The organism is Blautia faecis (genome assembly GCF_020554845.1).
Classification (GTDB): domain Bacteria; phylum Bacillota; class Clostridia; order Lachnospirales; family Lachnospiraceae; genus Blautia_A; species Blautia_A faecis.
Window position 1 is genome coordinate 17,858 of record NZ_JAJCIA010000002.1, and the last position, 13,831, is coordinate 31,688.

16 protein-coding genes and 2 pseudogenes are annotated in these 13,831 nt (G+C 43.1%); 16 read left to right on the top strand and 2 right to left on the bottom strand.

Going from position 1 to position 13,831, the window contains the following annotated elements; all coding sequences use genetic code 11:
* The first annotated feature begins 12 nt into the window (after positions 1-12).
* From LIZ66_RS01250 to LIZ66_RS01260, 3 genes are all read left to right on the top strand, one after another.
* Complete coding sequence (locus tag LIZ66_RS01250) at positions 13-315, top strand: STAS domain-containing protein (protein WP_173735902.1); 303 nt, start codon at positions 13-15, stop codon at positions 313-315.
* 196 nt (positions 316-511) lie between these two features.
* Positions 512-922, top strand: coding sequence for an ATP-binding protein (locus tag LIZ66_RS01255; protein WP_173770848.1), 411 nt, complete (start codon positions 512-514; stop codon positions 920-922).
* Between the two features lie 145 nt (positions 923-1,067).
* A complete protein-coding gene (locus LIZ66_RS01260; protein WP_173735900.1) occupies positions 1,068-2,456 on the top strand; it encodes a uracil-xanthine permease family protein in 1,389 nt (462 codons plus the stop codon).
* Positions 2,457-2,723: 267 nt separating this feature from the next.
* On the opposite strand, the gene LIZ66_RS01265 is transcribed toward LIZ66_RS01260, so the two are convergent.
* The gene (locus LIZ66_RS01265) at positions 2,724-3,953 is read right to left on the bottom strand and encodes a 6-phosphofructokinase (protein ID WP_226837590.1); all 1,230 of its coding nucleotides are present in this window, start codon (positions 3,951-3,953) and stop codon (positions 2,724-2,726) included.
* Between the two features lie 47 nt (positions 3,954-4,000).
* Here LIZ66_RS01265 and LIZ66_RS19705 point away from each other — a divergent pair.
* The 10 genes and pseudogenes from LIZ66_RS19705 to rpsR form a co-directional block, all read left to right on the top strand.
* Positions 4,001-4,081 (top strand): annotated as a pseudogene (locus LIZ66_RS19705) (DUF6783 domain-containing protein); the annotation flags it as partial.
* A 13-nt stretch (positions 4,082-4,094) separates the two neighbouring features.
* Entirely contained in the window at positions 4,095-4,538 is a 444-nt protein-coding gene (locus tag LIZ66_RS01270) for a hypothetical protein (protein ID WP_226837588.1), read from the top strand.
* 100 nt (positions 4,539-4,638) lie between these two features.
* Positions 4,639-5,934 (top strand): vWA domain-containing protein, encoded by a 1,296-nt coding sequence (locus LIZ66_RS01275; RefSeq protein WP_227227629.1) that lies wholly within the window; start codon positions 4,639-4,641, stop codon positions 5,932-5,934.
* On the top strand, positions 5,931-7,451 hold the full coding sequence (locus tag LIZ66_RS01280) for an ATP-binding protein (RefSeq protein ID WP_226837584.1): 1,521 nt from the start codon (positions 5,931-5,933) through the stop codon (positions 7,449-7,451). Before LIZ66_RS01275 ends, LIZ66_RS01280 begins: the two co-directional genes overlap by 4 nt.
* A gap of 297 nt (positions 7,452-7,748) precedes the next feature.
* Positions 7,749-8,615, top strand: coding sequence for a class B sortase (srtB, locus tag LIZ66_RS01285; RefSeq protein WP_226837582.1), 867 nt, complete (start codon positions 7,749-7,751; stop codon positions 8,613-8,615).
* A gap of 139 nt (positions 8,616-8,754) precedes the next feature.
* Positions 8,755-9,483, top strand: a complete 729-nt coding sequence (locus tag LIZ66_RS01290; protein WP_187565727.1) for an NAD-dependent protein deacylase — start codon at positions 8,755-8,757, stop codon at positions 9,481-9,483.
* A gap of 55 nt (positions 9,484-9,538) precedes the next feature.
* On the top strand, positions 9,539-9,733 hold the full coding sequence (locus LIZ66_RS01295) for a DUF951 domain-containing protein (RefSeq protein WP_173715669.1): 195 nt from the start codon (positions 9,539-9,541) through the stop codon (positions 9,731-9,733).
* 109 nt (positions 9,734-9,842) lie between these two features.
* Positions 9,843-10,130, top strand: coding sequence for a 30S ribosomal protein S6 (gene rpsF, locus LIZ66_RS01300; protein ID WP_117851485.1), 288 nt, complete (start codon positions 9,843-9,845; stop codon positions 10,128-10,130).
* 74 nt (positions 10,131-10,204) lie between these two features.
* Positions 10,205-10,657 (top strand): single-stranded DNA-binding protein, encoded by a 453-nt coding sequence (locus LIZ66_RS01305; RefSeq protein WP_118583680.1) that lies wholly within the window; start codon positions 10,205-10,207, stop codon positions 10,655-10,657.
* Positions 10,658-10,699: 42 nt separating this feature from the next.
* Positions 10,700-10,966: a 30S ribosomal protein S18 gene (gene rpsR / locus LIZ66_RS01310; RefSeq protein ID WP_118583682.1), complete on the top strand. Its 267-nt coding sequence runs from the start codon at positions 10,700-10,702 to the stop codon at positions 10,964-10,966.
* A gap of 41 nt (positions 10,967-11,007) precedes the next feature.
* Here rpsR and LIZ66_RS18895 read toward each other — a convergent pair whose 3' ends face one another.
* Positions 11,008-11,145 carry a DUF6783 domain-containing protein gene (locus LIZ66_RS18895; RefSeq protein ID WP_306797036.1) on the bottom strand — a complete coding sequence of 46 codons (138 nt, stop codon included), beginning with the start codon at positions 11,143-11,145 and terminating at the stop codon, positions 11,008-11,010.
* On the opposite strand from LIZ66_RS18895, the pseudogene LIZ66_RS18900 reads away from it, so the two are divergent.
* The 3 genes and pseudogenes from LIZ66_RS18900 to rplI form a co-directional block, all read left to right on the top strand.
* Positions 11,083-11,274, top strand: a pseudogene (locus LIZ66_RS18900) (DUF6783 domain-containing protein); the annotation flags it as partial. The gene LIZ66_RS18895 and the pseudogene LIZ66_RS18900 overlap by 63 nt on opposite strands.
* A 10-nt stretch (positions 11,275-11,284) precedes the next feature.
* Positions 11,285-13,339, top strand: coding sequence for a DHH family phosphoesterase (locus tag LIZ66_RS01315; protein ID WP_118583686.1), 2,055 nt, complete (start codon positions 11,285-11,287; stop codon positions 13,337-13,339).
* Complete coding sequence (gene rplI / locus LIZ66_RS01320) at positions 13,336-13,785, top strand: 50S ribosomal protein L9 (protein WP_118583688.1); 450 nt, start codon at positions 13,336-13,338, stop codon at positions 13,783-13,785. The genes LIZ66_RS01315 and rplI overlap by 4 nt, the downstream gene beginning before the upstream one ends.
* Positions 13,786-13,831 lie beyond the last annotated feature (46 nt).

Below are 13,831 nucleotides of genomic sequence, written 5' to 3' on the forward strand. Positions count from 1 at the left end.
AAGGAGAAGAATATGAGCCTGAAGATTGAAAAGAAAAATGAAGGAACAAAAGATACTGTAATGCTGTCAGGAAGACTGGACACAACCACAGCTCCTGAATTGGATGTTTTTGCAGAGAAGGAACTGGCAGATACACAGGAACTGGTGCTTGACTTTGCAGATCTGGAGTACATTTCATCTGCTGGTCTGCGTGTGCTTTTGAAATTGCAGAAGGTTATGAATAAAAAAGGAAGTATGAAACTGATCCATGTGGGAGAAGTTGTAAAGGAAGTCTTTGAGATTACAGGGTTTACGGATATTTTAACAATAGAGTAACACGCGTTGCAGGTCTGGCTGGTTTTAGGGGGCAGAGAACTTACCATGTGAGGAACCGGTTCAGCGCGCATGTAAATAAAGGAATTCTGTGTTTAGTGCAGGATTCTTTTTTACATAGTTCAGGAAAAAAAGGTATGGTCGCCAGACGGGATGGAAACAGAAGCCTTGGTAGCGTATGTGAAAGGAGCTGTGAAATTTGAAAAGTATTACAGTGGAAGCAAAGATAGAGAATGTGGATAAAGTCACGGAATTTGTAAATGAAGTGCTGGAAGAAAAGGATTGTCCGTTGAAGGTTCAGATGCAGCTGGATGTTGCCATAGATGAGATATTTGGAAATATTGCTTATTATGCTTATGGGAAGGGCAGCGGAAATGCCACAATACAAATTGAAATGGAAGATAATCCGCCGAAAATCACATTGATTTTCATAGACCAGGGAACCCCTTATAATCCACTGGAAAACAAAGATCCGGACATTACACTGGACATTGAAGACAGAGAAATTGGCGGACTTGGAATTTTCCTGGTGAAGAAAACCATGGATGAGCTTTCTTATGAATACGTTGACGGACAGAATATTTTAACCATGAAAAAAGAACTGGCATAAGATAAAAAAACGAAACAGATAAATGTTTACAAAAAAAGGCTGGCTTTTTTGTGAATATTACATCCAAATATTTTGAGCCAACCTAATTGTTTTTGTACGCCTTATTTGGTATACTGTATAAAACAAAAGAAAGCAGGAAAATATTATGAAGAGAGGCAGTATTTTTGAAACGGATGGTATCCCGCGGATACAGGAAGCCCTTCCTCTTGCGTTGCAGCATGTTGTTGCAATGATCGTGGGATGTGTCACCCCTGCCATTATTGTGGCAGGCGCAGCAGGGCTTGAGAATAAGGACCAGGTCATTCTTATTCAGGCAGCTCTGGTAGTTGCTGCGCTGTCTACCTTGCTCCAGCTTTTTCCCATTGGGAAGAAGTACAGGATTGGTTCAGGACTTCCCATCATTATGGGTGTCAGCTTCGCATATGTACCAAGTATGCAGGCCATTGCGGACGGGTACGGAATCGACACCATTTTGGGAGCCCAGATTGTAGGCGGTGTTGTTGCCGTTATCATGGGCATTATGGTAAAAAAGATCAGAGTATTTTTTCCTCCATTGATCACAGGAACAGTGGTATTTACCATCGGACTTTCCCTGTATCCCACTGCGATCAACTACATGGCTGGTGGAACCTCTAATCCGGATTATGGCTCCTGGCAGAACTGGCTGGTGGCTTTCTTTACCCTTGCTGTGGTAACAGCCCTGAACCACTTTGGAAAAGGAATCTGGAAGCTTTCTTCTATTCTGATCGGTATGCTGGCCGGATATGTGGTATCCATTCCATTTGGGATGGTGGATCTTTCAAGCGTGGGCAAGGCAAGTGTGTTCCAGGTACCACAGCCGTTGCATTTCGGAGTGCATTTTGAGATTTCTGCATGTGTAGCCATCGGACTGCTTTTTGCAATTAATTCGATTCAGGCAATTGGTGACTACTCTGCAACTACCATCGGTGCTATGAACCGGACGCCAAAGGATTCAGAGCTTCAGGGTGGTATTGTAGCTTATGGTATTACCAATATTCTTGGAGCCCTGTTTGGAGGACTTCCAACTGCAACCTACAGCCAGAACGTTGGTATTGTCACCACGACCAAGGTTATCAACCGCTGGGTTCTGGGGCTGGCAGCTGCTTTTCTTGGAATTGCCGGATTTGTTCCGAAATTTTCAGCACTTTTGACCACGATTCCCCAGTGCGTATTGGGTGGTGCTACAGTTTCCGTATTTGCATCTATTGCTATGACAGGTATGAAGCTGGTGGCTTCTGCAGAAATGGATTACCGTAATTCCTCCATTGTAGGTCTGGCTGCAGCACTTGGTGTGGGTGTTTCCCAGGCAAATGCAGCACTTGCCACACTTCCTGCATGGGTGACTACCATTTTCGGAAAATCTCCGGTTGTGCTGGCGACGATCATAGCAGTCTGTCTGAACCTGATCCTGCCCAAGGCTAGGGATGAGGAGAAAGAAGAGAAAATTCATGACAGCCAGGTTCAGGAGAAACTGGAAGAAGATCATAAGATGTTTGGAAATGGTCAGGAATAAGGCAGAAGGAATCATGGATTTTTGCTGATTGTGTGAAAAATAAAGAAAAAGTAAGAACTCCTTTGTTCTGTAAGATCAGTTAGAGCCTTTTTTAAACACGCTCTAACTGATCTTATAGAGAAAGGAGTTCTTTTCTTTTTCGTGAGCCACAAGAAAAACATGTAGAATATGTTTCGCCCTGTTTAAATCATGATACAGTATAGGGGATTTTCTGCCGGCTCTGAACTCAGAACGGCGTGGTTATTTTGTTACTGTTCACTGGTAACGTTATTTTCTGTATACGCAGACCGGAAGTCCGTCTTCGCCCATAGGCAGCTCTACATTTCCCTGAATCAGCGGACGTGCATAATGAATGAAATCCTCTGTCACATCAGAACCGTCCTGGTTGATCCAGGAAAGGGGAACGGTTTTTTCCTCATTACAGATTTCATTGACATCCTCAAGTCCACATCTCATCTGGTAAACGCCCTCAGAGGTCTCCTGACGGATGAAAGATACCATTTTTCCAGTTTCGCCTTTCAGTGCAGCCTGAACGCCGAAAATACCGGCTGTAATGGCCTCCTGGCGGTCCGTGTCAGAGAGCATGGAGGTACTGCAGCGCTGGCTTACATTCAGTTCAATGGAGCGGGCTTTCACGCCAAGTCGGCTTCGCACCAGGTTTTCCAGATATTTGCCGCAACCTGCCAGCATTTTATGACCAAAAGTATCGGTGCCTACAGAATTGTCATATTCGCAGATAAAAGTTCCTTTATTATCATGAATGCCTTCAGAAACGCAGACAACAACATTACAGTTTTTTTCGAAGCAGGCTTCTGTTTTTTTCAAAAATTCTTCTGTATCAAAGGCTGTTTCCGGAAGATAAATAAGAAGCGGGTTATCGCCGATATATTTGCGGGCGAGAGCGCTGGCCGCTGTGAGCCACCCGGCATGACGTCCCATGATCTCTACGATGGTCACGGATTTTTTCTCATAAACATTGGCATCCAGGGTGATTTCACGGACTGTGGAAGCCACATATCTGGCAGCACTGCCAAATCCAGGAGTGTGGTCAGTATGCACAAGATCATTGTCAATGGTCTTCGGCTCTCCGATAATGCGGATGTCACTGCCAATCATGGCTGCGTAGCGGGAAAGCTTGCTCACAGTATCCATGGAATCGTTGCCGCCGATGTAGAAAAACCAGCCGATATTCATCTCCTCAAATTTGCGGAAAAGCTCCGGATATACCGGATCTTCCAGAGATTCCGGAAGCTTATAGCGGCAGGAACCCAGGTAAGCGCCTGGGGTGTAGGTAAGATATTCCAGCTTTTCTCCGGGAAGTGCTTCTTCAAAGTCAAGGATGGTGCCCTTCAGAAATCCTTCAATACCGTTTATCATGCCATAAACATGTCCGATTTCTTCTTGTTTTATGCCCTCAGAAACTACACCATAAAGGCTGCTGTTGATAACTGCAGTAGGTCCGCCGGATTGTCCGACGATCAAGTTCTTTTTTTCCATTTTAATGAAACCTCCTGTTGTTCTTAGCGCCTGTTTGAAAAAGGTTTTCTGCAAAATATACCGCAAATTGTGACGCGCATCTTGCTGGAATGATTTTTCAAAAACACGCTTTGGTATTTTTATTATAACAGGAGAGAGCGTATGTGGCAAATGAGAAAAATACGATTGTGGGAAAAGGCAGGATGGATTATAATAAGAAGCAGGGAAACTGCAAGAAAGCTGGGATTATATATGGAAAAAGAGCGTGATATGCGGTATGAAAAATTCCAGACAACAGGACAGGAGCGGATTCGGCTTGCCTGCGCATTGGAAGGATTTTTTTTAGCAAATAAGTGCGAAGAAGAGAAAAAAACTGCCTATGGCCAGTATCTGAAGCGAAGAATCCGCCCTGCTATGGAAGCTTTGATCCGGGAAGAGAATGTGGGGAAAATGGAGCTCTTGAAGAGTTTTGGCTGGTTTGGAGCAGAAGAACTGGAGAATTTTATCTGTACTGCCAGAAGAGAGCGAAAGCTGGAGAGCCTGGTGTGGCTGATGAGGTTAAAGGATCAGAAATACGGATATAAAGAGAAAAAATTTGACCTTTAGCAGGAAAGAAAGCGGAACTATGCAGGATAATAAAGAAAGAAAAATGTCTGAAAATACAGGCAGTTTCATAAAGAAAAAAAGGCAATACCAGGAAATGGGAATGAAAATCCTGCATATCTGCAGGAGTGAAATCTGTGCAAGATTTCCATTTTTTTCTTATGCATCAGCAGCCCTTTCGGCGGTCGTGGAGACAAACATGTTTCCGCGCAGCATGGGAAATGAGAGCTATTTGCAGTCCTGGAACCATGGAATTGGAACTGACGGTGAGAGGATAATAGCAGACCCTGTATTTCTGATCTATACGTGGGCAGAGAATCCAGAAAGGCTGAAAAGAGGCTGTCTGCACATGTTGTTTCACTGCCTTTACCAGCATCCTTTTTCTGACAAAAAGATGGAAGAAAGATTGTGGAATGTGGCTTGTGATCTGGCTGTGGAGCTTCTGATCTGGCAGAATATTCCGGAAAATTTATGGCAGTATCCGTCAGAAGAACTGCAAAAAAGAAGACAGATTTTTGAATTTATAGAGGGCAGAAATTGCTCTGCACAGGTACTTTATCAGCTTCTGAAACAGGAAAAACTCCCTTTTAATATTGAAGAGCTGGAATCTCTTTTTTCCTTTGATGATCATTCCCTGTGGAGTGTAAATCCATGGAAAAGGGAACAAAAACGGAGCAGGTGGGAAAAGATTCTTACATATACCACCCTTGGAAGGGAGCGGCAGAAGCATCGGATCGGAGCAAGTCCTGGAAGTAAAGAAGAGGAATTGGAAGAACTGTACAAAAGCCGATATGATTATCGGAAATTTCTCCGAAAATTTGCTTTTCCCAGGGAAGAAATCCAATTGGATGAGGATAGCTTTGATTATATTTTTTATAATTTTGGAATGGAGCAATATGGAAATCTGCCGCTGATCGAGCCGTTGGAATACAAAGAAGTGAATCGTCTGGAGGAATTGGTGATCGCCATTGATACCTCTGGTTCCTGTTCCAAGGAGCTGGTTCGGAGATTTCTTGGAGAGACTTACCAGATCCTCAGTACCAGGGAGAATTTTTTTAAGAAAATGAAAGTATATATTGTCCAATGTGACTGTTGTATTCAGTGGTACCGGGTGATCCATTCAGAGGAAGAGTGGAAAGAATATATGCAGAAGATAACCATACAGGGACGGGGAGGAACCGATTTCAGGCCTGTTTTTGAACTGATCAGAAAGGAACAGGAGAAGCGGGGATTGCGGAATCTGAAGGCTTTGATCTATTTTACTGACGGAGATGGGATTTATCCGAGACAGAAACCGGATTATGAAACGGCCTTTGTATTTGTGAAAAAGACGGAAAATATGAAACTTGTGCCGGACTGGGCTTATAAACTGGTTATCGGCGAAAGGATAAAAATATGAATATCAAAGACGCAAAAAATGAGATTATCCATACCCTTGCTGCTTATCTGAAAAAGGACGGGAATGGAGTTTATACCTATCCTTTGGTACGGCAGCGCCCGATCCTTCTGATCGGTCCGCCGGGAATCGGGAAAACTGCTGTTATGGAGCAGGTTGCAGCCGAATGCAAGGTGGGCTTGGTGGCTTACACCATCACGCATCATACTCGTCAGAGTGCAGTGGGACTTCCCAAAATTGTGACCAGGAATTACGGTGGTATGGAAACAAATATAACAGAATACACCATGAGCGAAATTATTGCTTCTGTGTATGAGTACATAGAACAAACGGGAAAAAAGGAGGGAATCCTCTTCATAGATGAGATCAATTGCGTGTCAGAGACGTTGGCCCCGGCTATGCTGCAGTTTTTGCAGAACAAGACCTTTGGAACCCATAAGGTACCGCAGGGATGGATTATTGTAGCTGCTGGCAATCCGCCTGCATACAACAAATCTGTCCGGGAATTTGACATTGTTACGCTGGATCGTGTAAGAAAGATTTCCATACAGGCAGATACAGATGTATGGCTGGAATATGCGGGGGAAAAGGGCATACATGGCGCAATTTTGTCCTATCTTTCCCTTAAAAAAGAGAATTTTTATATAGTGGAAAATACAGTGGATGGCAAGTTTTTTGTGACTGCCAGAGGTTGGGAGGATCTTTCCGAAATCCTGAAAAGTTATGAGGAACTACAAGTGGAAATCGGAGAGGAACTGATTGGAGAATTCCTTCAAAAAGAGGAAATTGCAAGAGATTTTGCCGGTTATTACAGACTGTATGAGAAGTATAAATCTGATTATCAGATACAGGAAATTCTTGATGGAAATGTAATTTCCGGGCAATTGAAGACTTGTTGCGATATGGGAAAAAAAGCATCTTTTGAAGAACGCTTTACTGTAACTGAAATGCTTCTTGAAGCTGTGACAGAAAGAATTTCAGTTTTTCAGAAAATAGATGAAAAGACAGAAAAACTATACGAAAATCTTAAATTGCTGAAGATTTTTTTGCAGGAAAAGAACAGTGTAGAAGCTATGGAACAGTTTGTTGCTTCCAGAAGAAAAGCACTAGATGCGAAAATCTGTTCAGAGCTTCTGACAGCAGAAGAAGCTGCCAGGGAAGAGGAACAGATCAGAATTCTGGAAGAGTATTTTTTCCAGTTGAAAGAGCTGCATATTTCTGACGTGGCAGAAGGAATAGAACAAATCGGCGAAAGGTTTGGCAATGTTTGCAGATTACGAAACGAGAAACTTGAGGAAACGAAGAAGATGCTGGAACAAGCCTTTTCTTTTCTGGAAGAGTGCTTTGGGGAAGGGCAGGAATTGCTGTTGTTTGAAACCGGACTGACAGGAGATGACAGATGCAGTATTTTCATCTCTCAGTATGGCTGTCCTTCTTATTTTAAACATTGTGAACTTTTGCTTTACAGCAAAAAAGAAAATGAGCTGAGGAAAGAGTGCAGGGATTTGCTGGAAGAATAAGTGAAGAATGTAGGAATTACTGATGCTGAAGGTATGACGTGTATAATACTCTGAGCACGAAATCATGCTTTGCATGATCTCGCGCCGCAATTCTCGGGTTTTCTGTGAACTTTGTTCACAAAAAACACCTCACGGAATGTTACCGGTGAACAGGAACTGTTGCTGTTCACTGGTAATATATCCTGAGACAGAGGTTGCAGGAAAATTTTATAGCCTATATAATATAGAGAGACTTTAAAAGTTTTATATATGCGAAACTTCAGATTATGTGAATGATATTGGTAGAAGGAGGTTGCCATGAGCGAAGATAAGAAACCCCAAAAGAAGAAAAAAGCAGGAGATATATTTCTCACAATTGTACTGATTGCTGCAATCTGTATATTTTGCTACGCGGCATACAATCTTTATCACATTTATACAGAGTATAAGAAAGGCTCAGATGAGTATAATGCGATTGCCCAGATGGCGGTGACAGAGCGTGATCCGGATCAGGACAGTACCAGTGAAAGTGAGGAAGCAGCAGGACCAGACGGACCGTCTCTGAAGGCCCCGCTAGATATTGATTTTGATTCTCTTCGAAGCATTAATACAGATGTGATCGGCTGGATCTATGTGGAGGCACTTGATGGTGTCAGCTATCCGGTGGTAAAGGGAACTGACAATGACCAGTATCTTCATCTGACATATGAGAAGAATTATAATTTTGCCGGAACTATTTTCATTGATTATGAGAATAAGGCAGATTTCAGTGACTGCAATACGCTGGTATATGGTCACAATATGAAGAATGGGACTATGTTTGGACAGCTGAAGAATTTCAGTAAGGATGATTCTGCTTACAATAAGAGCAAATATTTCTGGATCTTTACCCCGGAGAAGACTTACCGGTATGAGATTATTTCTGCGTATACCACAGCGGTAAACAGTGATACATATACACTGTTTAAGGGACCTGGACAGGAGTTTGTGGATTATATGAATAAAATAGTCTCCTATTCTGATGTTAAGACTACACCAGGTGAGTTGGGCGTAGACGACAAGATCGTTACCCTTTCCACATGTACCGGTAATGAGTCTACCCGTTATGTGGTTCAGGGAAAAAGAGTGGATACTTTGGATGTTGTGCAGAAATCAGACAGCACGAAGCAGACAGGTGATAATTAGAATCGGATCTTCTTGAAAAAAGCATGCAGACCTGTAAACGGCCGGGAAATTTCTGCAGGGCTGCAGAGGGATTTTGAGAGAGATATCGGAAAGCATATTACTGAAAAATGTGTACCGTATAATGATTGGAGGAATGGACATGAGTAAGGAAGTGGAAAGGCTTCAGGAGCTGATCGACCAGTACGATAATATTGTATTTTTCGGAGGAGCAGGAGTTTCTACGGAGAGCGGGATCCCGGATTTTCGAAGCCAGGACGGACTTTATAATCAGAAGTATGATTATCCGCCGGAAACTATTTTAAGTCATACCTTTTTCATGGGTCATCCTGAGGAATTTTATCGTTTTTATCAGGACAAGATGCTATGCGATACAGCGAAGCCGAATGCAGCTCATCTGAAGCTGGCAGAGCTGGAAGAAGCCGGAAAGCTGAAAGCAGTTATCACCCAGAATATTGATAATCTGCATCAGATGGCAGGCAGTAAACATGTACTGGAGCTTCACGGAAGTGTATACCGGAATTACTGTATGAGATGCGGAAAATCCTATGACTTTAAATATATGAAAGCAGCGGAAGGGGTTCCAAGGTGCTCCTGCGGTGGAATTATCAAGCCGGATGTGGTTCTTTATGAAGAAGGACTGAATGACTGCACTATCAATGAGTCTGTGCGTGCCATTTCCCAGGCGCAGGTTCTTATTATAGGAGGGACGTCCCTGGCTGTTTATCCTGCGGCAGGATTGATCGATTACTTTTCCGGAGAACATCTGGTAGTGATCAACAAGTCCCCGACACCAAGAGATCGGTATGCAGATCTTTTGATCAAGGAGCCTATCGGACAGGTGTTTTCCCAGATAAAAGTAAAAAAATAGTGTGCTGAAAAAGGTTCTAAAGCAGAAATGAAGCAGGTAAATAAGGAGTTTATATATGGCAGCAGTTGTTTATGAAGTTGGAGATATTGTTACATTGAAGAAGGGTCATCCATGCGGCAGCAAAGAATGGGAAATCTTAAGAGTAGGTGCAGATTTTCGCCTGAAATGTATGGGCTGTGGACACCAGATCATGGTACCGCGGAAGATGGTGGAGAAAAACACAAAAAATCTTCAAAAAAAGGAAAAATAATGCTTTACAGCCTGAAAAAAGTATGTTAAAATCAAAAATCGTGATATATAAAATATCCTTGCTCTTTGACAGGCAAAGGGCCAACAGACCATAAGGAGGTAAGACAAGCATGAACAAGTACGAGTTAGCATTAGTTGTTAGCGCAAAAGTTGAAGACGAAGTACGTGATGCAGTAGTTGAGAAAGCTAAAGGATACATCACTCGTTACAATGGCGTTATCACAGACGTTGAAGAATGGGGTAAGAAGAAATTAGCTTACGAGATTCAGAAAATGCATGAAGGCTTCTACTACTTTATTCAGTTTGAGGCAGACGCACAGTGTCCGGCAGAAGTAGAAAGACATGTACGTATCATGGACAACGTATTAAGATACTTAGTTGTCAGAAAAGACGCATAATCTTTTTGCATAATCGGATTTAGAAAGCACCATTAAGAGCCCGTTCACTTAGTATATTAAGAGAGGTAAGAAGAATGAACAAAGTAATTTTAATGGGACGCTTAACAAGAGATCCTGAGGTAAGATATTCCGCAGGAGAGAATGCACTGGCAATTGCCAGATACACATTAGCGGTAGACAGAAGATTCCGTCGCGATGGAGAAGCAAGTGCTGATTTCATTCAGTGTGTTTCTTTTGGACGTACGGCAGAGTTTGCTGAGAAGTATTTCCGTCAGGGACTGAAGATTGCCGTTACAGGTCGTATTCAGACCGGAAGCTATACCAACCGTGATGGACAGAAGGTTTACACTACAGAGGTTGTTGTGGAAGATCAGGAGTTTGCTGAGAGCAAGGCTTCCAGCGACAGTTATGCTGCTTCCCATCCGCGCACAAGTGCACCGGAGGCATCTATGCCGAACCCGGGAACCGCTGCAGAGGGCTTTATGAACATTCCGGATGGCATTGACGAGGAATTGCCATTTAACTAGAGCTTAGCTCTTAGAACTGAATAAAACAGGAGGAAAACCAACATGGCTTACAATAATAGAAGCGAAAGACCAGATTCTCCAATGAAGAGAAGAGGCGGCCGCAGAAGAAAAAAAGTTTGCGTATTCTGTGGTAAAGAGAATAACGAGATCGATTACAAGGATGTAGCAAAATTAAGAAAATATGTTTCCGAGAGAGGAAAAATCCTTCCTAGAAGAATCACAGGAAACTGCGCGAAACATCAGAGAGCTCTGACTGTTGCTGTTAAGAGAGCACGTCATCTTGCTATGATGCCATACATCCAGGACTAATTTGGAAGTGTTTACCGCCATCCGGAAGGATGGCGGTTTTTCTATCTAGAGCGTGTTTGAAAAACCATTTCCGCAATCTGCACGCCCCACTTTGCGGTATATTTCACCCGAATTCGGTTGCCGTAGCCCACTACGGCGCCCTCATCCGGGCAAAATCTCCCACAAATTGTAACGCACATCTTGCAGAAAGCCTTTTTCAAACACGCTCTAATCTTCTATGGAAAAATACTCAGAAATCTGTTATACTATCTGGCAAAGGCGTATTTTGCCTGTCACTATGTAAAAGGTACCTGAGGATTTGTAAGTGAGGATAAACTTATGAATAAAAAACTGAAATTCAAGGGATCCATGAAGCAGTTCATGAGGTGGCCACTGTATCTGACCATTCTTCTTATATGGCTGGATATTCTTATTTTTATGGTAAGTGTGAAAGCAGGAATTCTTGCTACACTTGGAATTGTGGTATATATTGTGGCAGCACTTCTGCTTACCCGCTTTCACAGGCCGCTGATTCTCAATGATCTGATCGCGTTTGCCAATCAGTATGAATCTCTTGAGAAGCGTCTTCTGGATGATCTGGCTCTTCCTTATGCCATTATGGACACCAATGGAAGAATGATCTGGTCCAACAAGGTATTTGCAGAGCTTACCGGGAAAGAACAGCTGTATAACAAGCACATTACCACTATTTTTCCGGAGATCACACCGGATAAACTTCCTGTACCTGAGAAACAGGAGATCACAGAGATGAGCACCAACTTTGGTGACAGGATCTATCGTGTTTCCATGCAGCTGGTTACTATGAAAGATGTGGTAAATGAAGCCCGTATTCTGGAAAATGTGGATGCAGACATTAATCTTGTGGCAATGTTTTTCTATGATGAGACAGAGCTTCAGGAATATATTCAGAAGAATGAGGATGATAAGCTGGTAGTTGCTCTGGCATATCTGGACAATTATGAAGAAGCTCTGGAAGGTGTGGAAGAAGTCAGAAGATCCCTTCTGATCGCACTGATCGACAGGAAAATCACCAAGTATTTTTCCAATTTTGACGGACTTGTACGCAAGCTGGAGCGGGATAAATACTTCCTGATCATGCGTCAGAGTTCCCTGGAAGCATTGAAAGAACAGCGTTTTCATATTCTGGATGAAGTTAAGACGGTCAATATTGGTAATGAAATGGCAGTCACCCTAAGTATCGGTATTGGTCTGAACGGCGCAAACTATCTGCAGAATTATGAATATTGCCGTATTGCCATTGAGATGGCTCTTGGACGCGGCGGTGACCAGGTAGTAATTAAGAATGGAGATTCCATCGCCTATTTTGGCGGAAAATCCCAGCAGGTGGAGAAAAATACCCGCGTAAAGGCCCGAGTGAAGGCACAGGCGCTGAAAGAGTTTATGAGCACCAAGGATCGTGTTGTGGTTATGGGACATAAGATCACAGACGTAGATGCCCTTGGGGCTGCAATCGGTATTTATCGCGCAGGAAAGACCCTTGGCAAGCCGGTCCATATTGTAGTAAATGATCCGACCACATCCATCCGTCCGTTGATGGCGGGGTATATCAATAATCCGGATTATGAGCCTTCCATGTTTGTAGATTGTGCCCAGGCAAAGGATCTTGTGGATAATAATACAGTTGTGGTTGTGGTGGACACAAACAAACCAAGTTATACAGAGTGTCAGGATCTTCTTTATCTGACCAGGACGATCGTGGTGCTGGATCATCACAGAAGAGGCAGTGAAGTGATACAGAACGCAGTACTTTCCTATGTGGAGCCATATGCATCCTCCACATGTGAGATGGTTGCCGAGATCCTTCAGTATTTTGACGAGGATCTGCGTCTTCGCAGCCTGGAGGCGGATTGTCTGTATGCAGGTATGGTAATTGATACCAATAATTTTACTACACGCTCCGGCGTGCGTACTTTCGAAGCAGCTGCTTATCTTCGGAGAAATGGCGCAGATATTACAAGAGTCCGCAAAATGCTTCGGGATAACATTGATGCATATAAGGCAAGAGCGGAAGTTGTCCGCACTGCCCAGATTTACAGAAATTGTTTTGCAATAGGAAGATGCCCCAGCGAGGGGTTGGAAAGTCCTACAGTAGTAGGAGCCCAGGCCGCAAATGAGCTTCTGAATATTGCAGGTGTGAAGGCTTCTTTTGTTCTTACTCCATATAATAATGAGGTGTATGTAAGTGCCCGTGCCATTGATGAGGTCAATGTGCAGGTTATGATGGAGAGAATGGGCGGCGGAGGTCATCTGAACATTGCCGGAGCCCAGGTGAAGGCTACAGAAGATGAGACAGAGAAAATGATCAAAGATATTATAGATCAGTTATACCAGGAAGGAGAATTCAAAGAATGAAAGTAATTTTACTGGAAGATGTAAAAGCCCTTGGAAAAAAGGGAGAGATTGTAAACGTCAGTGACGGATATGCAAGAAACATGATCCTGCCGAAGAAGCTTGGACTTGAGGCAACTCCAAAGAACTTAAATGATCTGAAGCTTCAGAAGGCAAATGAAGAGAAAGTTGCCCAGGAGAATTTAGAAGCTGCCAGAGCTTTTGCCAAGAATCTTGAAGATAAAGAGGTTATTCTTACTCTTAAAGTGGGAGAGGGCGGAAGAACATTTGGCTCTGTTTCCACAAAAGAAATTTCAGAAGCTGCCAAGAAACAGCTGAATCTCGATATAGAGAAAAAGAAACTGGTACTTCCAAACCCGATCCGCAATCTTGGCGTAACAAATGTACCGGTTAAGCTTCATCCTAAGGTAACCGGAAGCCTGAAAGTATGGGTAAAGGAAGAGGCATAAGGGCTACTGTGAAGAAGTGTAAACAGTAATGCATAAAGCTGCAGGA